The organism is Pseudolabrys sp. (genome assembly GCF_050250095.1).
Taxonomy (GTDB): Bacteria; Pseudomonadota; Alphaproteobacteria; order Rhizobiales; family Xanthobacteraceae; genus Pseudolabrys.
In genome coordinates this window covers 779,536-798,667 of sequence record NZ_JBFWPH010000002.1, presented here as the reverse complement: position 1 = coordinate 798,667, position 19,132 = coordinate 779,536, and the positions used below count along the sequence as shown (strand labels likewise).

Below are 19,132 nucleotides of genomic sequence, written 5' to 3'. Positions count from 1 at the left end.
ACCGCGCGTGGAAACTTCGTCCGTTTCGGAACCTTTCCGGCCTTTTGCGCATCTCATGCGGTAGAATGCCACCCGGCGCAACCGGCGGATGGCCCTGAACCCGGAGGAGCCTCCATGTCCGATCATTCCACCAGCGACGCCGACCCGAAAGGCCCGGATCTCACCAAGGGCATTCCCGCCGCCGCGCTCGCCGAAAGCGCGATGCTTGCCGGTCACGTCGGTGACGAGGAAGTTCTGCTGGTCCGCCACGGCGGGCGCGTGTCAGCGGTCGCCGCGCACTGCACCCACTATCATGGGCCGCTTGCCGAGGGGCTTCTGGTCGGCGACACGGTCCGCTGCCCGTGGCATCACGCCTGCTTTGACCTGCGCAACGGCGAGCCGCTCGCCGCGCCGGCCCTCAGCCCGCTCACCTGCTGGGACGTGACCGAGCGCGACGGCAAGATCGTCGTCGGCAACAAGCGCGAAACCTCACCGCGCAAGATCGCCAGGCCGTGGTCCGGCCGCGTCGTCATCGTCGGCGGCGGCGCCGCGGGCTTTGCCGCGGCCGAGATGCTGCGGCGGCGCGGCTTTGCCGGCAGCATCACGATGTTGAGCAACGACTCCGCCGCGCCGGTCGATCGCCCCAATCTCTCCAAGGACTATCTCGCCGGCAGCGCGCCGGACGACTGGGTGCCGCTGCGCGATACCCTATGGTACGCCGACAACGACATCACGCTGAAGCTCGGCTGCGACGTCACGGTGCTCGATCCCGCCGGCCGCAAGCTCACGTTGCACGACGGCGGCACGGTCCCGTTCGACAAGCTGCTGCTCGCGACCGGCGCGGAGCCGGTGCGGCTCCCCGTGCCCGGCGCCGACCTGCCGCATGTTCATACCCTGCGCTCGTTCGACGACTGCCGCGCCATCATCGCCGGTGCGGGCGAGACGAGCCGCGCCGTGGTGATTGGCGCCAGCTTCATCGGTCTCGAAGCCGCCGCAGCCCTGCGCGCCCGCAAAATTGAGGTCCATGTCGTGGCGCCCGAGAAGCGTCCGCTCGAGCGCGTGTTCGGTCCGCAACTCGGCGATTTCATTCGCGCCCTGCATGAGGACCACGGCGTCCACTTCCATCTTGAGGACAGCGTGACGGCCATCGCCAACAGTCACGTCACGCTCAAGAGCGGCGGCACGCTCGAAGCGGGCCTCGTCGTGGTCGGCGTCGGCGTGCGTCCCCGCCTCGCGCTCGCCGAGCAGGCCGGCCTCTCTATCGACCGCGGCGTCACCGTCAACGAATATCTTGAAACGAGCACGCCGGGCATCTACGCCGCCGGCGATATCGCCCGCTGGCCGGACCCGATTTCCGGTCAGGCCATCCGTGTCGAACACTGGGTCGTCGCGGAGCGGCAGGGTCAGACCGCCGCGCTGAACATCCTTGGCGAGCCGACGCCATTCCGCGCCGTGCCGTTCTTCTGGAGCCAGCACTACGATGTGCCGATTAATTATGTCGGCCATGCAGAAAAGTGGGACTCGATCGAAATCGACGGCGACATCGCCGGGCGTGACTGCGTGGTGCGATATGTCCAAAACGGCCGCGTTCTGGCGGTTGCTTCGATTGATCGCGACCACGCGAGCCTCGACGCCGCGCTGGCGATGGAAAAACAGGCCGCGGCCTGAACCGCTGGCGCATGCGGGGCGGACCCGCTAAAACCGGCCCATCCTTCGGGACCGAGACGTCCCGAAGATGGGAGACTTGCCCATGGCGATCAAATTCGGCCGCCCGATCGAAAGCCGCGTCCGCTTCACGCCCGCCGGCGACGATGCCGCGGCGGAAACGACCGCGCTCGATCTCGCGACCCGGATGCGCCGCAACCGCCGTGCGCCCTGGGCGCGCCGCATGGTGCAGGAGCACGTTCTCACCACCAACGATCTGATCTGGCCGCTATTTGTGATGGACGGCAACAATGCGCGCGCCGCGATCGCCTCGATGCCCGGCGTCGAGCGGCTCTCGGTCGATCAGGCGGTGCGCGAGGCCGAGCGCGCCGCCAAGCTGACAATCCCCTGCATCGCCCTGTTCCCCTACACGGACCCGTCGCTCCGCGACGAGGACGGCGCCGAGGCGCTCAACCCCGACAATCTGGTGTGCTGCGCCATCCGCGCGATCAAGAAGGAAGTGCCGGAGGTCGGCATTCTCGCCGATGTCGCGCTCGACCCCTACACCAGCCACGGCCATGACGGCCTGCTGCGCGAGGGCATCATCGTCAACGACGACACCGTGGCCGTGCTGGTGAAGCAGGCGCTGGTGCAGGCGGAAGCCGGCTGCGACATCATCGCGCCGTCCGACATGATGGACGGTCGCGTCGGCGCGATCCGCAAGGCGCTCGACGGCGCGAACTTCACCGACGTCTCGATCATGGCTTACGCGGCGAAATATGCCTCCGCCTTTTACGGCCCGTTCCGCGACGCCGTTGGCTCCGCGAAAACGCTGACCGGCGACAAGCGCACCTATCAGATGGACCCCGGCAATTCCGACGAGGCGCTTCGCGAAGTCGAACTCGACATCGCGGAAGGCGCCGACATGATCATGGTCAAGCCGGGCATGCCCTACCTCGACATCGCGCGCCGCGTGAAAGACGCGTTCGGCATGCCGACCTTCGCCTATCAGGTGTCCGGCGAATACGCGATGCTGATGGCCGCCATCAACAACGGCTGGCTCGACGCCGACCGCACCATCATGGAGGCGCTCACCGCCTTCAAGCGCGCCGGCTGCGACGGCGTCCTGACATATTTCGCACCGCGCGCCGCCGAACTGATCCGCTCGGCCGCCAATTCCTAAAACAACAATTCGGGAAGACACGAAGCATGGGTGATTTCGCAATCGGCCAGGGCGTGCCGCGTTTCGAAGATCCGCGGCTGATCCGCGGCGGCGGCCGCTATATCGACGACTTCCAGATGCCCGGCATGGCCCACGGCGTCGTGGTGCGCTCGCCGCATGCCCATGCGAAGATCAAGTCGGTCGATGTCGAAGCTGCGAAATCCGCGCCCGGCGTGCTCTGCGTCCTCACCGCCGGCGATTTCGCGGCTGAAGGCTGGGGCGACCTGCCCGGCCACGGCGGACTGAAATTGCCCGACGGCTCGCCGATGCCGAAGACCGGCTATCCGATCCTTGCCGCGGACCGCGTGCGCTGGGTCGGCGACTGCGTTGTCTTTGTCGTCGCCGAAACCGCCGCGCAGGCGCATGACGCCGCCGAACTGGTTGAGATCGACTACGAGCCGCTGCCGTCCGTCACCTCGACGGCGGAGGCGACAAAGCCCGGCGCGCCGCTTGTGTGGGACAACGCACCGAACAATGTCGGCTTCGGCGAACTGATCGGCGACAAGGCCGCGGTCGATGCCGCCTTCGCCAAGGCCCATCACGTCACCAGGCACCGCTTCGTCATCAACCGCGTCACGGCCGTCTGCATGGAGCCGCGTGGCGCGATCGGCGTCTACAATCCGGCGGACGGCCGCTACACCATCTACAACGGCACCCAGCAGCCGCATAACTTCCGCGCCGCGCTGGCCGGCATCGTCCTGAAGGTTCCCGAAAGCGCCGTCCACGTCATCACCGGCGATGTCGGCGGCGCCTTCGGCATGAAAACGCCGGTCACCAACGAAGTGCCGCTGGTCCTGCTCGCCTCGAAACGCCTCGCCGGCCGGCCGGTGAAATGGCTCGCGACCCGCACGGAATCCTTCCTGTCCGACGCGCAGGCCCGCGACAACGTCACCGAGGCCGAACTCGCGCTCGACAAGGACGGGCATTTCCTCGCGCTGCGCGTGAAGAGCGTGGCCGCGATCGGCGCCTATCTGCAGGTGTCGATGCCGGCTTTCGTCTTCAACTGCGGCACGCTCGCCGGCACCTACCGCACGCCGGCGATTTTCGTCGACGTCTCGGCGGTCTATACCAACACCAACCCGGTGCGGCCCTATCGCGGCAATGGCCGGCCGGAGTCGGCCTATGTCATCGAGCGCATGGTCAATCTCGCGGCGGCCGAAATCGGCATCGATCCGGTCGAGCTGCGCCGGCGCAACTACATCGCGCCGAGCCAGATGCCGTTCAAGACCGGACTGACGTTCACCTACGACTCCGGCGAATTCGAAAAGAACATGGACCTCGCGCTGAAGCTGGCCGACGTCAAAGGCTTCGAGGCGCGCCGCAAGGAGGCCCGCAAGCGCGGCAAGCTGCTCGGCCTCGGCCTGTCCAACACCATCGAGCGCGCCGCCGCCCCGTCGATCGAGGCCGGCGAAGTCCGCTTCGACCGCAGCGGCACCGCGACGATCTTTTCCGGCGCCGCCGCGCAGGGTCAGGGTCACGAAACGGTGTTCAAGCAGCTTGTCTGCGACAGGCTCGGCCTGCATCCCGACGACGTGCGCTATGTGCAGGGCGACACCGACAAGGTGGTGCACGGCGAAGGCACCAACGGCTCGCGCTCCTCGGCGATGGCCGGCTCGGCGCTGTTCCTCGCCAGCAACCGGATCATAGAGAAGGCGACCAAAATCGCCGCGCACAACCTCAAGGTCGATCCGAGCGACGTGACGTTCCGTGAAGGCGTGTTTTCGTCGACGAAGACCAATCAGACGCTGACCATCAAGGAGGTCGCGCGCGACGCCTTCGTGATGGCCAAGCTGCCGAAGGACATGGAGCCCGGCCTGTTCTCGACCTCCGTTCACCGCGCCGATCTCGCCAACTTCCCGAACGGCTGCCACATCTGCGAGGTGGAGATCGATATCGAGACCGGCGCCGCCCAGGTCACGCGCTACAGCGTGATCGACGATGTCGGCACCGTGCTCAATCCGCTGCTGCTCAAGGGGCAGATCCACGGCGGCGTCGCGCAGGGCGTCGGGCAGATCCTGATGGAAGACATCCATTTCGACGACAGCGGCCAGCTCGTCACCGCTTCGTTCATGGATTACGCGATCCCGCACGCTCACAATCTCTGCGCCATCACCGTCGACGCCAATCCGGTTCCGACCAAGACCAACCCGCTCGGCGTCAAGGGCGCGGGCGAAGCGGGCTGCGTCGGCGCGATGCCGGCGACCGCGAATGCGCTGGTCAATGCGCTGGCGGAATTCGGCGTGACGCATGTCGAGATGCCGGCGACACCGGAGCGGCTCTGGAAGCTGATGCAGAAGCGCGCTTAAAGCGGAAAATGCTCTAGCGGGTTGTTGAAGCCATCGCCGTCATTCCGGACGCCACGAAGTGGCGATCCGGAATCCAGCAACACGAAGACAATCAGCGGAACTGGATTCCGGGTTCGCGCCTTCAGCGCGCCCCGGAATGACGGTGAGCATTCCAACCGGTAAGACGGGGTTATTCCACCACCCCGCCGGTATCGATCGCGACCGGCTGATAGCCCGCCCGTTCGAAATCGCGCGTCACTTCATCGGCGTGCGCGCGATCGCGCGTCTCGATGGTGACATCGAGCTTGGCGCCCTTGGCCGGCATGTCGAGAAACCGACGGTGATGCTCGACGGCGAGGATGTTGGCGCCGAGTTCGCCGAGCCGCGTCGCGATCTGGCCGAGCACGCCCGGCCGGTCGGGGATCGACAGGCGGAACGAGACGATGCGGCTGTCGCGTTCGAGTTCGCGCACCATGATGGAGGCGGCGATACGCGGATCGATATTGCCGCCGCACAGGATCAGGCCGACGCGCTTGCCCTTGAACAGGTCGGGCTTCGCCAGCAAGGCGGCGAGGCCCGCGGCGCCCGCGCCCTCCGCCATCGTCTTCTGTAACGTCAGATAGGCGTTCACCGCACGCTCGAGCTGCGCCTCGTCGACCAGCACGATTTCGGAGACCAGCGCGCGGATCACGGGCAGCGTCAGCGTGCCGACATTCTTGACTGCGATGCCTTCCGCAAGCGTCGGCCCGCCGATCGCGCGCCGGTCGCCGGTCAGCGCATTCCACACCGACGGGTAGAGCGCGGCCTCCGCGCCGACGATGGCGATATCCGGCTTGACGCCGCGTGCAGCGATCGCGTTGCCGGCGATCAGCCCGCCGCCGCCGATCGGGATCACCAGCATGTCGAGGTCCGGCCGGTCCTCCAGCATCTCGAGCGCGACCGTGCCCTGCCCGGCCATGATGTGCGGATCGTCGTAAGGGTGAACCATCGTCAGGCCGCGCTCGCGGCACAGCGCCTCGCAGCGCGTCTGCGCCTCGGCAACCGTCTCGCCCTCGAGCACGACTTCCGCGCCGTGCGAGCGCGTCGCCGCCACCTTCACGAACGGGGTCGTCACCGGCATCACGATGGTCGCCGGGATGCCAAGCCGCGCCGCATGATAGGCGACCGCCTGGGCGTGGTTTCCCGCCGACATGGCAATGACGCCGCGGCGGCGTTCCGCCTCGCCGAGCGCGGTGAGCTTCACCAGCGCGCCGCGGTCCTTGAACGAATTGGTGACCTGCAGGTTCTCGTATTTGACGAAAACCTCCGCGCCGGTCAGCGCCGAGAGTTTCGGGGCCGGCAGCATGGGCGTGCGCAACACCTGGCCCGCCAGCACGCGACGGGCCGCCTCGACGTCCGATAGGGTTACGGCCAGACTGGCGCTCAAAACTCCCTCCAAACCGGCGATTTTGTCGCACGGGCCGGCCGCGGCGGCCGGCCCGATACCCATCTTGCACTGGAATCGTCTAATCTCCACCTGTCGGGATGGGCCGCCGGCTGGCGCTGGCGCGCGCGACGGAACCTGAGAGGACTTGAAGCCTTGCCCATCGACGTCAAACCCCACGCCTACGACCCCGGCACCAGCCCCGAACTGTTCGAGGGCGTATTGGCGCGCCGCGTTCTCGCCTTCGCCATCGATTTTGTCGTCATCGCGATCCCGATCGTGCTCGCGGCGATGTTCATTTTTGCCTTCGGCGTGGTGACGCTGGGGATCGGCTGGGCGCTATACTGGATCCTGTCGCCGGCCTCCGTGATCTGGGCGATCTGCTATTTCGGCGCGACGCTCGGCGGGCCACGGTCCGCCACGATCGGCATGCGAATGATGGATCTCGAAATGCGCACCTGGTACGGCGAGCCGGCCTATTTCGTGCTCGGCGCCATGCACGCCATCGCGTTCTGGCTGACGGTGTCGTTTTTCACGCCGTTCATCCTGCTGGTCTGCTTTTTCAATCAGCGGCGGCGGCTGTTGCACGACATCATCCTCGGCACCGTTGTCATCAACAACGCGGCGCGGGCGCAGTCGTTGCGGATGGCCGGCGTTCATGCATGAGCGAAGTCACCACTTGACGGCAGCGGACGCGGCACCGTGACACAGCACTCCCGCAATACCCCGCAATTCTATCTCACGGCGCCGACCTCCTGCCCCTATCTGCCGGGCCAGGAAGAGCGGAAGGTATTCACTCATCTGGTCGGTGAGCGTGCCGGCGAGTTAAACGATCTGCTGACTCACGGCGGCTTCCGCCGCAGCCAGTCGATCGCCTACCGCCCCGCCTGCGAAACCTGCCGGGCCTGCATTTCCGTGCGCGTCGTGGTCGACGACTTCAAGCCGACGCGCAACATGCGCCGGGTGCTCGATCTCAACGGCGACGTGCTCGGCGAGATGCGGTCCGCCACGCCGACCTCCGAACAGTATTCGGTGTTCCGCGCCTATCTCGACGCCCGCCATCGCGACGGCGGCATGGCCGACATGACCGTGCTCGACTACGCCATGATGATCGAGGACAGCCACGTCGACACGCGGCTGATCGAATACCGGCTGCGCGGCCCGGACTCACGGCTCAATGGCCGCGGCTCCGGCGACGTTCTCGGCGTCGCTTTGACCGATGTGCTGAGCGACGGCCTCTCGATGGTCTATTCGTTCTTCGAGCCCGGCGAGCGCGAGCGTTCGCTCGGCACCTTCATGATCCTCGACCACATCGCGCGCGCGCAAAACATGGGACTGCCCTACGTCTATCTCGGCTATTGGGTCTCCGGCTCGCGCAAGATGGATTACAAGGGGCGCTTCCGTCCGCAAGAGCGGCTGCTGTCCGCCGGCTGGACGCGGTTCGAATAACACTCCGGCGCGCATGCAATCCGGATTGCCAAACCGGGCAAAACGCGTATTTTATCAAAATACAACCTTCAGTTGTTGTTTACGCGACTGGTGTCCAATGCACCCGTCATGTGGAATTTCGCGAACACCGGATCGCTGGAAGTCGTCGTCATCGACGCGTCGAAATTCCAGCTCTCGCTGACGCGCACGATGCTGTCGCAGATCGGCGTGCGGCGCACCCGCGCCTACGATCATCCGATCGAGGCGTTGAGCGACATGATGGCGGAACCGAGCGGCCTCATACTGGTCGATGCCGATCTGCCGCTGAACATCTCCTGTCTGCGTCTGATCTATGGGCTGCGCGACCCGGCGATCGTGCCCCTGTGCTTCACGCCGATCGTCGTCACCGTCACCGATCCGACCAAAACCTTTGTCGAGGAAGCGATCCGCCACGGCGCCAATTCCGTGCTGGCGAAGCCCTACTCGCCGATGATGCTGAAGCAGCGAATCGAGCGCGTGCTGGCGGACCGCGACAAGCTGGTGCTGAAGGACGGACGCTATATCCTGGCGGAAATCCTCGACACCATGGAAGCGCGCGCCTTGAGTTCCGATCCCTCGCTGCTGGCCGCCATTCTGCACAGCGGCGGCGAAACGCCGAGCCCGAAGGCCGCGCTCAAGGCGATGATCGACATGCTCTGGCTCGACGATGAACTCCCCGTGCAGCGGACCGACCGCTACGGCCGTCCGCTGCCCTGGCGCGGGCCCGGCAATCGGCAACCCGCCATCAACGCCGTCGCGATCTGACTTTCGCGCCGCTTCCCTCCTATTTTTTTTCCCGCAGCGCGGCGCAACGCCGCATTGGCCGGACGGGCCATGGTCTTGGCGGTGTCTTGCGCACGCCACCCATGTTATTCGTGAACGGAACCAGGCATGACCGTTCCGGGTTCTGCTCAACTGTCCGGCTCGTTCGGGAAAAGTGACGTTAATGACATTGCCTGGCCGCCGTGCCGTACTGCTCGCCCTCCTCGCGCTGTCGGTCCTGATGTGGCCGGCAAGCGCGGGCGCCGCCGGCTCCGGCGGCAGCGGTCCTTCGGAAGTCGTCTTCATCGTCCAGATCGTCGTGCTGATGATCGTCGGCCGTCTGCTCGGCGAGTTCATGCTGCGGCTCGGCCAGCCGGCCGTGATGGGACAACTGATCGCCGGCCTGATCCTCGGCCCTTCGCTGTTCGGCGCGGTGCTGCCCGACCTTCAGCACATGCTGTTCCCGCGCACGCCGGAACAGAAGGCGATGATCGACGCCATTTCGCAATTCGGCATCCTGCTGCTGCTTCTGCTCACCGGCATGGAAACCGACCTCAAGCTGGTCCGCCAGACCGGAAGGGCCTCCTTCTACGCATCCGCGATGGGGATCGTGGTGCCGTTCGTCTGCGGCGTCACGCTCGGCATGTTCCTGCCCGAGCACATGCTGCCCGCGCCGGACAAGCGCCTCATCACCGCGCTGTTTCTCGGCACCGCGCTGTCGATTGCCTCGGTGAAGATCGTGGCGATGGTGGTGCGCGAGATGAACTTCATGCGCCGCGTCGTCGGCCAGGTCATCATCGCCTCCGCCATCATCGACGACAGCATCGGCTGGATCATCGTCTCAATCATCTTTTCGATTGCGCTGCAGGGACAGATCGATCCCGTGTCGATCGCTCAAAGCGTGATCGGCACCGCGATTTTCCTCGTCGCGAGTTTCACGGTCGGCCGCCGCGCGGTGTTCTTCGTGATCCGCTGGGTCAACGACAATTTCGAAAGCGAATTCCCGGTCATCACCGCCATCCTCTGCATCATGGCGATCATGGCGCTGATCACGCATCTGATCGGCGTTCACACCGTGCTCGGCGCCTTCATCGCCGGCATTCTGGTCGGGCAGTCGCCGATCCTGACGCGGCACATCGATGACGAATTGCGCGGCCTGACGACCGCCTTCTTTGCCCCGGTGTTCTTCGGAATCGCGGGCTTGAGCGCCGACCTCACCGTGCTCGCGGACCCGCAGATTGCGCTGCTGACCATCGGTCTCGTGCTGATTGCAAGCCTCGGCAAGTTCGGCGGCGCCTTCACCGGCGCCGAACTTGGCGGCCTTACCCGCCGCGAGGGCTTTGCGCTCGCCTGCGGCATGAATGCCCGCGGCTCCACCGAGGTCATCATCGCCACAGTCGGCCTGTCGATGGGCGCGCTGACGCAGAACCTCTTCACCATGATCGTCGCGATGGCCGTCATCACCACCATGGCGATGCCGCCGACGCTGCGCTGGGCGCTGTCGCGCATCCCCTTGCGCAAGGAGGAGAAACGCCGGCTCGAGCGGGAGGCGCTCGAAGAAAAGGGCTTCGTGCCGAATATCGACCGCCTGCTGATCGCCGTCGACGACAGCGCCAATGCGCGGTTCGCCGCCCGCCTCGGCGGCATGCTGGCGGGTCTGCGCGGCAAGCCTGCAACGGTGCTGCATTTCACCGGCCTCAAAACCGAAACCAAAGCGAGCACCGACAAGAAAGCCGAGGACGGGACAGCCGACGCAAAAGCCGCCGGAGACGAAGCGCCCGCGACCGACACAAAAACGGCCGATACATCCGGCGCCGACACGTCGACCAGCGGCAAGGCGGCGCGCGACGCCGCCGCGGCCGCCGAAGAGAAGGTCGCGGCCGAGAACGGCGGAACCGCCAACCAGGCCGCCAAATCCGGCGACGAACCGGAGGAGAAGAAGCCCGACAGCGCGACCGTCATCGTCAGCAACGCCGCGCGGCAAGTTCAAAAATCGCTGAAAAAGGACGAAAAAACCGATACGGCGCCCAACCTCACCACATTGGTGCGCGAGGTGCCGACGACCGAGCTGATCGCGGAAGAAGCCGAGAAGGGTTACGACATCCTGATCGCCGGTCTGGAGAAAATGACGGTCGACGACAAGGAGTTTCATTCCGACGTCGTCGCGATGGCCAAGGGTTTTGAGGGACCGCTCGCCATCGTCACCACGCGCGGAACCGTTCATGACGATCCGGACAGCAAGTTCAGCATGCTGGTCCCGATCAACGGCACCGGCGCATCGCGACGCGCCGCCGAAGTCGCGATCGTAATGTCGCGCGCGACCAAAGCGACGATCACGTTCCTTTACGTGACGAGCAGCGGCGATGCCGCCAAGAAAGGCGCAAAGCGCCACCGCCTCACGGAACAGGAACGCGCATTCCTGAAGGATGTCTCAGACATCGCCCGCAGTTACGGCGTCAAAGCCAAGACCGCCGCGATGGGCGGCAGCGAGACCTCGTCCGCTATCCTCGCGGAGGCCACCCGTCGCAAACACAACCTGATCGTCAGCGGCGTGACCCGACGCACGGGCGAGAAGCTTTATTTCGGCGACACCGCCGCCGGCCTGCTCGAAAAAGCCGATTGCACGGTGGTGTTCGTCGCGACCTGACCGGGCACGCCCGGATTATTCGTCGGCCTCGTCGCCGCCCTTCCCGCTCTTGTCGCTGCCGGCCTTGTCGTTTCCAGCCTTGCCGTTGCCGCCCTTGGCCGCCTCGACGCCGCTGCGGAATTTCAGATCGGTCAGAAACCGGTCCGGCTTGATGCGGCCCGCATCGCTGCGGTTGCCGCGCCAGGCCCGCAGATCCTTGATCGACTGCGTGAAGCTGCGCCCCGCGCTGTCGGTCCAGCTCAGTCCTTCGGCCGCCTTGAAGGTGGCGATGTCCGACAGGCCGCCGTCCTTGTAGCGCTGCAAGCGCACGCCGCGGCCGCGGCCCATCTCCGGCACGTCCTTGAGCTCGAACACGACCATCTTTCGGTTTTCGCCGATCGCGGCGACCAACTCGCCGGTCACCGGCGCAACCGCCACCGCCTTGTCGTCCTTCAGGTTGAGCACCTGCTTACCCTTGCGGGTGTTGGCCAGGCACTCGTCCTCGGGCACCACGAAGCCGTTGCCGCCGTGGCTCGCCACCAGGAATTTGCGGCCACCCTGATAGGCGAACGCGGAGACGATCTCGGCATCCTGTTCGAGGTCGATGTAAAGCCGCACCGGCTCGCCGTGGCCGCGTCCGCCCGGCAGCTTGGACACCTCGATGGTGTAGAACCGGCCGTTCGACGCAAACAGCAGCGCCTTGGCCGTCGACTCGGTCGGGAATGCGAATTGCAGACTGTCGCCGGTCTTGAAGGTGACGCCCGACAGGTCGCTGACGTGGCCGCGCAGCGCGCGGATCCAGCCCTTTTCGGAGACCACCACGGTCACCGGCTCGCGCACCTGCATCGCCTCTTCGATCGCGGCCTCGTCGTGCTCCGGCGCCTCGGCGAAGGTGGTGCGGCGCTTGCCGATCTGCGTCTTCGGGCCGTAAACGGTCTTCAGCTCCTTGATCTGGCCGGCGATGGTCTTCCATTGCTTCGGCACCGAGCCGAGCAGCGCCTTGATCTCGGTGCGCTCGTTGCGCAGCGCCTTATCCTCGCCGCGGATCTCCATCTCCTCGAGCTTGCGCAGGTTGCGCAGCCGCATGTTGAGAATGGCGTCCGCCTGCACATCGGTCAGCTTGAAGGTCTTCATCAGGACGGGCTTGGGCTCGTCCTGGGTGCGGATGATCTTGATGACCTTGTCGAGGTTGAGATAGGCGACCAGATAGCCGCCGAGCACTTCGAGCCGGTGCTCGATCTTGGCAAGCCGGTGCTTGGAGCGCCGCACCAGCACGTCGCGGCGGTGATCGAGCCATTCGCGCAGCGCCTCGGCGAGACCGAGCACCTTCGGCACCCGCCCCTTCACCAGCACGTTCATGTTGAGCGGAATGCGCGATTCAAGATCGGTCAGCTTGAACAGCGACTCCATCAGAAGCTCGGCATTCACCGTGCGCGAGCGCGGCTCGATGACGAGCCGCACATCCTCGGCCGACTCGTCGCGCAGGTCGGCGACCATCGGCAGCTTCTTCTCGTTGATGAGGTCAGCGATCTTCTCGATCAGCCGCGACTTCTGGACGAGCCAGGGGATTTCCGTGACGACGATCTGATAGGTGCCGCGCCCGGCGTCTTCCGTGCGCCATTTCGCGCGCACACGGAAGGAGCCGCGTCCCGTCGTGTAGGCTTCCGCAATTGCCGCGCTGCCGTCGACCACGACGCCGCCGGTCGGGAAATCCGGTCCCTGAACGTATTTCAGCAGCGTGCGGCTGCGCGCGTTCGGGTTATCGATCAGGAACAGCGCGGCGTCGCACAGCTCGGCCGCGTTGTGCGGCGGGATCGAGGTCGCCATGCCGACCGCGATGCCCTGCGAGCCGTTCGCCAACAGGTTCGGGAACGCCGCCGGCATCACGACCGGCTCGTCGGAGCCGCCGTCATAGGTCGCCTTGAAGTCGACCGCGTCCTCGTCGATGCCGTCGATCAGGAGGCGCGCGACGTCTGTCAGCCGCGCCTCGGTGTAGCGCATCGCCGCGGCGTTATCGCCGTCGATATTGCCGAAATTGCCCTGCCCGTCGACCAGCGGATAGCGCTGGGCGAACTCCTGCGCGAGCCGCACCAGGGCGTCGTAAATCGCTTGGTCGCCGTGCGGATGGAAGTTGCCCATCACGTCGCCGACGACCTTGGCGGATTTCTTGAACGCCGCTCCGGGGTCGAGCCTCAGGAGCCGCATCCCGTAAAGAATGCGGCGGTGCACGGGCTTCAAGCCATCGCGCGCATCGGGCAACGCCCGGTGCATGATGGTGGACAGCGCATAAGCGAGATAGCGCTCCTCGAGCGCCTCCCGCAGGGCGACTTCCTGGACGTGACTAGGTTCCGGGGGAATCAGACGTTTTCCCATGGCCCCTGACTAATGCGTGATTCTGCGATGAACAAGCGATGAACGGCTTGGCCATCGGATTTTCCTAATTTCCATCCTAGGATCGGCAACCAGAATGACGATTCCGTGTTACCTATTTTTCAGCCTCGGAGGAAACGATGCGTAAGACCCTGCTCGCTCTCTGCGCCGCAGCTGCCGTTTTCGCGGCCGGTGCCCTGACGACCGGCACCGCCAGCGCGATGACCGTGTCCAGCCCCGCCGGCGTCGCCGCCGCCATCGACGACACCAGCCTCGCCGAGAACGTGGCTTATGTCTGCCGGCGCGTCCGCGTCTGCGGCCCCTATGGCTGCACCTGGCGGCGCAGCTGCTACCACACGCGTCCGGCTTATCGGCCGTACTACCGCCCCTATCGCCATCACTATCGGCACCGGCCCTATCGCTACTATCGCTACTGAGCCGGTGACCCACGTCCGTGTTCGACAACCGGTCCGGTGACAAGCCGGACCGGTTTTGAGTTCTAACGTCGTCGTCAAGCAAAAAGGAAAGAGAACAATGATCAAAACACTCTTGCTGTCCGCCGTCGTCGCGACCGGCCTCGGCCTTGCCGCCTCCACCGGGGCGAGCGCCGCGACCGTCAACGGGCTTGCGCTCGGCAGCGCCGCCGAGCAGACCTCGAATGTCCAGGACGTTCGCTGGTATCGTAACTGCCGCAACGTGCGCGTCTGCCGCGTCGGCCCCTATGGCCGCCGTTGCCACGTCAACCGCGTCTGCAAGCGCTACTGGCGCTGATTGCTCACGCGAGCATGAACAAGCCGGTCCGGTGCAAACCGGGCCGGTTTTTTATTAGGCATGATCCCGAAAAGTGGGAACCGGTTTTCGGACAAGATCATGCCCCCTACAAAAAGAGTCTAGCCGGCTTCGGCGAAATGCCGCGTGATGGCGGCGATGAAATGCGAGCGCTCCTGCGCGAGCGCAAGGCCGCGCGGCTCCAGCACATGCCGCGTCAGAAAATATCCGGTCAGTGCGAAGCCGTCGGCGATGTCGCTGTCGCTCGCCGCGATCTCCTCGCCCGCGAAAAAAGCCGGCAGACGAAACAGCCGGTCGCGCCACGGCTCGCCCGCCCCGCGCGACACCGCGCGACCGCTCTTCGGCGAGACGTAAACGAGATCGTCGGCCGCGCCGGTCGCCGCGCAGTTCTCCAGATCGAGTCCGAAGCCGAGTTCGGACAGCATCTGCAACTCGAACCGCGCCGCCATCGGCGCGAGCGCCCCGACATCGTCGATCCGGTCAAGGATCGTCTCCAGCGCCGCATAGATCGCCGGATGCGGATCGCGCTCCGGCAGCAACCGGACCAGCGCGGCCAGATGCGTCACGCCAAACAAGGCATGCGGCGTCGCCAGCACCGCGGCCGTGCGCACCCGCACCGGCTCGACGGTATAGTTGCCGAGATGATCGTCGAGGCGCGCGCGCCATACCGCGCTCACGGTATTGCCGGCCTGCAGCACCGGCTTCTGCCGCGAGCCGGAGCCGCCGCGCACCATGCCGAGATGGCGACCGTGCTCGCGTGTCAGCAGCTCGGCGATGGCATTTGCCTCGCCATGCCGCCGCACGCCCAGAACGATGCCCTCATCGGTCCATTGCATCTCGTGACCAGATCCGCGCCCGGCAACAGGCTCGCCGCGATTCGCAGTCTACTCTTTCGGAAACTCCAGACCCATCGCCCGATAGCGTTCCGGGTCGTCGGTCCAGCCCTCACGCACCTTGACGTGCAGGAACAAATGCACGTTGTGCTCGAGGATCTCGACAATGTCCTTGCGCGAGGCGGCGCCGATCGCCTTGATGGTCTGGCCGCCCTGGCCGATCACGATCTTGCGCTGGCTTTCACGCTCGACAAAAATCGTCTGCTCGACGCGCACCGTACCGTCGCGCAGCTCCTTCCAGGAATCGGTCTCGACGGTCGACTGATAGGGCAGTTCCTGATGCAGCCGCGCGAACAGCTTTTCGCGGGTGATTTCCGCCGCGAGTTGCCGCATCGGCGCATCCGACATCTGGTCGGCCGGATAAAGCCATGGGCCCGGCGGCATGCGGTCCGCAAGCCAGCGCTTGAGGTCGTCAACGCCGTCGCCGGAAATCGCCGCGATCATGAAGGTGATTTCGAACGTCATCTTGTCGTTGGCGGTTTTCGCCAGCGCCAGCAGCTTTTCCTTCGCCACCAGATCGATCTTGTTGAGGATCAGCACCTTCGGCATCCGCAGCTCGGCGAGCCGTTCGAGGATCGCCTCTTCGTCCTCGCCGATGCCTTTCTGTACGTCGATCAGCAGGCCGACGAGGTCGGCGTCATGCGCGCCGCCCCAGGCGGTCGTCACCATGGCGCGGTCGAGCCGGCGGCGCGGCGCGAAAATGCCCGGCGTATCGACAAAGATAAGCTGGGCGTCGCCCTCAAGCGTGATGCCGCGGATCAGACTGCGCGTCGTCTGCACCTTGTGCGAGACGATGGTCACCTTGGAGCCGACCAGCGCATTCAGCAGCGTCGACTTGCCGGCATTGGTGGCGCCGATCAGCGCGACGAAGCCGCAGCGCGGGTTCTCCGGCATGCTCTCGTCAGGCATCGACCGCCTCCGTCGCGACGCCTTCGCGCGCCAGCATCGCGGCCGCGGCAGCCTGCTCGGCCGCCCGCTTGGAGCTGCCGGTGCCTTCCGCAACGGCGCGTTCCGGGAGCGAGACCGCGACGCGGAATTTCGGATCGTGATGCGGGCCGGTGCGCGACACTTCCTTGTAGGCCGGGGTCGGCAGGCCGCGCGCCTGCGCCCATTCCTGTAACATTGTCTTGGGATCGCGCAGCGAGCGCACCGGACGCAACATGCGCGGCTTCCAGAACTTCTCGATCACTTGCGCTGCCGCCTGATAGCCGCCGTCGACGAACACTGCGCCCAGCAACGCCTCGCAGACATCGGCCAGAATGGTTGCGCGCTTGCGACCACCGGCCTGCGATTCCGAATTGCCGAGCTTCAACTCCGGCCCGAGATCCATCGCGCGGGCGACGTCGGCGCAGGCGTCCTTGCGCACCAGATCGGCGAGCCGGCGCGACAGTTCGCCCTCGTTCGCCCGGCCGAAAGCCCGAAACAGCATCTCGGAAATGACGAGACCGAGCACATGGTCGCCGAGAAATTCGAGCCGCTGATAGCTGGCGACGCGGTTCTGCGGTCCGCCCGACAGCGCGGAAATATGCGTCAGCGCGCGCTCGAGCAGCGCCTTGTCGGCGAATTCATAGCCGATGCGCTCTTCGAGGGCCGATCTGTCCTTCGCCTTGCGGCTCATCTGACGACTGTGAACAGACGGCTCCAGCGGACAGAGAACGGCCAGCGCCAGATTTCCCAGGCGCGCTCGCCTTCATAGACCGAGAAGAAGATCAGTTGCGCCTTGCCGATCAGGTTCTCGAACGGCACCGGGCCGACCTGCGAGAAACGGCTGTCGGTCGAGTTGTCGCGGTTGTCGCCCATCATGAAGTATTCGCCCGGCGGGACGGTGTAGACCTGCGTATTGTCGGCGGGTCCGTTATCGACGAGATCGAGCGTGTAGTAGCTCACGCCGTTCGGCAGCGTTTCCTTCCACCGCTTGACAGGCTGGCCGCGCACGCCCTCCTCGACCTCGACGAAGTCGTCGACCTTCTCGCGCTTGATCGGCTGGCCGTTGATGTTCACGACGCCGTCGATCACCTGAATCTTGTCGCCCGGCAGACCGATCACACGCTTGATGTAATCGGTCGTGGTGTCGCTCGGCAGGCGGAACACGACGACGTCGCCACGCTCTGGCTGCGATCCGAAGATGCGGCCGGAGAACAAGGGCGGCGAGAACGGAATCGAGAAATGCGTATAACCGTAGGAATATTTCGACACGAACAGGTAATCGCCGACCAGCAGCGTCGCCTTCATCGAGCCGGAAGGGATGTTGAAGGGCTGGACCAGCAGGGTGCGGATCAGCACCGCGATGATCAAGGCATGAAAAATGACGCGGCCGGTTTCCCCAATGCCGCCCTCTTTCCGTTTTGCTCCGGATGACACACTCATTCTTCCGTTGTCCTGATCGCCCGCATTCCCGTACATGCGTGCGTGCGCGCCCCTTGAGTCCTTCATAGCTGGTGGACCCCGATGGCGCAATCAAGGCCGCCGGAAATCCGCAGCAAATCCTTGAACAAATTAACGATTCTCGGTCGCCGGGGACGCGCCGACCGCGCTGATGATGACGAGGGCCTGCGCCATCGGCCCCTCGTCGGTAATGGTGAGGTCGATGCGCGCCTCGCAGCCCGGCGGCGTCAACTGCTGAAGCCGGGCGAGCGCCCCGCCCGTCAGCTTCATGGTCGGGCGGCCACCCGGCAGGTTGACCACGCCCATGTCGCGCCACCACACGCCCTGCCGGATGCCGGTGCCGAGCGCCTTGCTGCAGGCCTCCTTGGCGGCAAAGCGCTTGGCGTAGGTTTCGACGCGGTTCTTGCGGCGGTCGGCCTTGGCCCGCTCGACGTCGGTAAAGACGCGCTCCAGAAACCGGTCGCCGTGCCGTTCGATCACCTTGGCGATCCGGCGCACATCGGTGATGTCGGAGCCGAGCCCGATAATCATGAACTGGCCCGCAGGCGGCCGCGATCCATCGCCGTACGCATGGTGCGGATCACGGTGCCGAAGCCGTTGAACACCGCCTCCCCGACGAGGAAATGCCCGATGTTCAGTTCGACGATCTGCGGCAGCGCCGCGATCGTCTCGGCGGATGCGTAATCAAGGCCGTGTCCGGCGTGGACTTCGAGGCCCAGATCGCTCGCCATTTGCGCGCCGTCGCAGATGCGCCGCCATTCGGCGTCGGCCTGACCGCGATGGCCCCCAAGCAATGCGTCACACCAAGCGCCGGTGTGGATTTCGATCACCGGCGCGCGCAGCCGCGCGGCCGCCTCGAACTGCGCCGGCTCGGCGGCGATGAACAGCGACACGCGAATGCCGGCCTCGTTCAGCCGGGCTACGAACGGCGCGAGATGATCGTGCTGGCCGGCGGCGTCGAGCCCGCCTTCGGTGGTGCGTTCGGTGCGTTTCTCCGGCACGATGCAGGCGGCGTGCGGCTTCGTCGCCAGCGCGATCTTCAGCATCTCTTCGGTCGCCGCCATTTCGAGGTTGAGCGGCTTGTCGATCTCAGCCATCAGCCGCGCGACGTCGTCGTCGCGGATATGGCGGCGATCCTCACGCAGATGCGCGGTGATGCCGTCGGCGCCCGCGGCGATCGCAAGCTGCGCCGCCCGCACCGGATCGGGATGCCGGCCGCCCCTCGCATTGCGGATGGTGGCAATGTGATCGACATTGATGCCGAGCCGCAGCGGACGCGCTTGCATG

General features: G+C 65.6%; 17 protein-coding genes. 9 read left to right on the top strand and 8 right to left on the bottom strand.

All coding sequences use genetic code 11. From position 1 onward, the window contains the following. The first annotated feature begins 114 nt into the window (after positions 1 to 114). The 3 genes from AB7F10_RS09110 to AB7F10_RS09100 all read left to right on the top strand — a co-directional run bounded on the left by AB7F10_RS09110 (position 115) and on the right by AB7F10_RS09100 (position 5,151). The gene (locus AB7F10_RS09110) at positions 115 to 1,647 is read left to right on the top strand and encodes an FAD-dependent oxidoreductase (RefSeq protein ID WP_428564366.1); all 1,533 of its coding nucleotides are present in this window, start codon (positions 115 to 117) and stop codon (positions 1,645 to 1,647) included. An 82-nt stretch (positions 1,648 to 1,729) separates the two neighbouring features. Further along, positions 1,730 to 2,806 carry a porphobilinogen synthase gene (gene hemB, locus AB7F10_RS09105; protein WP_428564363.1) on the top strand — a complete coding sequence of 359 codons (1,077 nt, stop codon included), beginning with the start codon at positions 1,730 to 1,732 and terminating at the stop codon, positions 2,804 to 2,806. Between the two features lie 26 nt (positions 2,807 to 2,832). Next, a complete protein-coding gene (locus AB7F10_RS09100; RefSeq protein ID WP_428564360.1) occupies positions 2,833 to 5,151 on the top strand; it encodes a xanthine dehydrogenase family protein molybdopterin-binding subunit in 2,319 nt (772 codons plus the stop codon). A 169-nt stretch (positions 5,152 to 5,320) separates the two neighbouring features. On the opposite strand, the gene AB7F10_RS09095 is transcribed toward AB7F10_RS09100, so the two are convergent. Next, a complete protein-coding gene (locus AB7F10_RS09095; RefSeq protein ID WP_428564357.1) occupies positions 5,321 to 6,556 on the bottom strand; it encodes a threonine ammonia-lyase in 1,236 nt (411 codons plus the stop codon). Positions 6,557 to 6,709: 153 nt separating this feature from the next. Here AB7F10_RS09095 and AB7F10_RS09090 point away from each other — a divergent pair, with 153 nt between their 5' ends. From AB7F10_RS09090 to AB7F10_RS09075, 4 genes are all read left to right on the top strand, one after another. Beyond that, positions 6,710 to 7,219 carry an RDD family protein gene (locus AB7F10_RS09090; protein ID WP_428564354.1) on the top strand — a complete coding sequence of 170 codons (510 nt, stop codon included), beginning with the start codon at positions 6,710 to 6,712 and terminating at the stop codon, positions 7,217 to 7,219. 36 nt (positions 7,220 to 7,255) lie between these two features. After that, complete coding sequence (locus tag AB7F10_RS09085) at positions 7,256 to 8,002, top strand: arginyltransferase (protein ID WP_428564351.1); 747 nt, start codon at positions 7,256 to 7,258, stop codon at positions 8,000 to 8,002. A 108-nt stretch (positions 8,003 to 8,110) separates the two neighbouring features. Further along, positions 8,111 to 8,785 carry a response regulator gene (locus AB7F10_RS09080; RefSeq protein ID WP_428564348.1) on the top strand — a complete coding sequence of 225 codons (675 nt, stop codon included), beginning with the start codon at positions 8,111 to 8,113 and terminating at the stop codon, positions 8,783 to 8,785. A 181-nt stretch (positions 8,786 to 8,966) separates the two neighbouring features. Continuing rightward, positions 8,967 to 11,429: a cation:proton antiporter gene (locus tag AB7F10_RS09075; protein ID WP_428564345.1), complete on the top strand. Its 2,463-nt coding sequence runs from the start codon at positions 8,967 to 8,969 to the stop codon at positions 11,427 to 11,429. 15 nt (positions 11,430 to 11,444) lie between these two features. Here the strand turns inward: AB7F10_RS09075 and parC are convergent, their stop codons facing one another. Further along, positions 11,445 to 13,781, bottom strand: a complete 2,337-nt coding sequence (gene parC, locus AB7F10_RS09070) for a DNA topoisomerase IV subunit A (protein WP_428564342.1) — start codon at positions 13,779 to 13,781, stop codon at positions 11,445 to 11,447. Positions 13,782 to 13,918: 137 nt separating this feature from the next. On the opposite strand from parC, the gene AB7F10_RS09065 reads away from it, so the two are divergent. Together AB7F10_RS09065 and AB7F10_RS09060 are read left to right on the top strand one after the other, a co-directional pair. Further along, entirely contained in the window at positions 13,919 to 14,215 is a 297-nt protein-coding gene (locus AB7F10_RS09065) for a hypothetical protein (protein ID WP_428564339.1), read from the top strand. Between the two features lie 97 nt (positions 14,216 to 14,312). Beyond that, a complete protein-coding gene (locus AB7F10_RS09060; protein WP_428564336.1) occupies positions 14,313 to 14,549 on the top strand; it encodes a hypothetical protein in 237 nt (78 codons plus the stop codon). A gap of 119 nt (positions 14,550 to 14,668) precedes the next feature. Here the strand turns inward: AB7F10_RS09060 and recO are convergent, their stop codons facing one another. The 6 genes from recO to AB7F10_RS09030 all read right to left on the bottom strand — a co-directional run bounded on the left by recO (position 14,669) and on the right by AB7F10_RS09030 (position 19,131). Further along, positions 14,669 to 15,403, bottom strand: coding sequence for a DNA repair protein RecO (recO, locus tag AB7F10_RS09055; protein WP_428564333.1), 735 nt, complete (start codon positions 15,401 to 15,403; stop codon positions 14,669 to 14,671). 48 nt (positions 15,404 to 15,451) lie between these two features. After that, a complete protein-coding gene (gene era / locus AB7F10_RS09050; RefSeq protein ID WP_428564330.1) occupies positions 15,452 to 16,369 on the bottom strand; it encodes a GTPase Era in 918 nt (305 codons plus the stop codon). Then, positions 16,362 to 17,138, bottom strand: coding sequence for a ribonuclease III (gene rnc, locus AB7F10_RS09045; RefSeq protein WP_428564539.1), 777 nt, complete (start codon positions 17,136 to 17,138; stop codon positions 16,362 to 16,364). Before rnc ends, era begins: the two co-directional genes overlap by 8 nt. Further along, positions 17,075 to 17,827, bottom strand: coding sequence for a signal peptidase I (gene lepB, locus AB7F10_RS09040; RefSeq protein ID WP_428564327.1), 753 nt, complete (start codon positions 17,825 to 17,827; stop codon positions 17,075 to 17,077). Before lepB ends, rnc begins: the two co-directional genes overlap by 64 nt. A 129-nt stretch (positions 17,828 to 17,956) precedes the next feature. Next, complete coding sequence (gene acpS / locus AB7F10_RS09035; protein WP_428564324.1) at positions 17,957 to 18,376, bottom strand: holo-ACP synthase; 420 nt, start codon at positions 18,374 to 18,376, stop codon at positions 17,957 to 17,959. Beyond that, on the bottom strand, positions 18,373 to 19,131 hold the full coding sequence (locus tag AB7F10_RS09030) for a pyridoxine 5'-phosphate synthase (protein ID WP_428564321.1): 759 nt from the start codon (positions 19,129 to 19,131) through the stop codon (positions 18,373 to 18,375). Before AB7F10_RS09030 ends, acpS begins: the two co-directional genes overlap by 4 nt. Between the last annotated feature and the right edge of the window lies 1 nt (position 19,132).

Excerpts from the sequence above, each read along its gene's own strand:
- AB7F10_RS09110 (WP_428564366.1), top strand. The coding sequence starts at position 115 with ATGTCCGATCATTCCACCAGCGACGCCGACCCGAAAGGCCCGGATCTC.
- hemB (WP_428564363.1), top strand. The coding sequence starts at position 1,730 with ATGGCGATCAAATTCGGCCGCCCGATCGAAAGCCGCGTCCGCTTCACG.
- AB7F10_RS09100 (WP_428564360.1), top strand. The coding sequence starts at position 2,833 with ATGGGTGATTTCGCAATCGGCCAGGGCGTGCCGCGTTTCGAAGATCCG.
- AB7F10_RS09080 (WP_428564348.1), top strand. The coding sequence starts at position 8,111 with ATGTGGAATTTCGCGAACACCGGATCGCTGGAAGTCGTCGTCATCGAC.
- AB7F10_RS09075 (WP_428564345.1), top strand. The coding sequence starts at position 8,967 with ATGACATTGCCTGGCCGCCGTGCCGTACTGCTCGCCCTCCTCGCGCTG.
- parC (WP_428564342.1), bottom strand. The coding sequence starts at position 13,781 with ATGGGAAAACGTCTGATTCCCCCGGAACCTAGTCACGTCCAGGAAGTC.
- AB7F10_RS09065 (WP_428564339.1), top strand. The coding sequence starts at position 13,919 with ATGCGTAAGACCCTGCTCGCTCTCTGCGCCGCAGCTGCCGTTTTCGCG.
- AB7F10_RS09060 (WP_428564336.1), top strand. The coding sequence starts at position 14,313 with ATGATCAAAACACTCTTGCTGTCCGCCGTCGTCGCGACCGGCCTCGGC.
- recO (WP_428564333.1), bottom strand. The coding sequence starts at position 15,403 with ATGCAATGGACCGATGAGGGCATCGTTCTGGGCGTGCGGCGGCATGGC.
- era (WP_428564330.1), bottom strand. The coding sequence starts at position 16,369 with ATGCCTGACGAGAGCATGCCGGAGAACCCGCGCTGCGGCTTCGTCGCG.
- lepB (WP_428564327.1), bottom strand. The coding sequence starts at position 17,827 with ATGAGTGTGTCATCCGGAGCAAAACGGAAAGAGGGCGGCATTGGGGAA.
- acpS (WP_428564324.1), bottom strand. The coding sequence starts at position 18,376 with ATGATTATCGGGCTCGGCTCCGACATCACCGATGTGCGCCGGATCGCC.
- AB7F10_RS09030 (WP_428564321.1), bottom strand. The coding sequence starts at position 19,131 with ATGCAAGCGCGTCCGCTGCGGCTCGGCATCAATGTCGATCACATTGCC.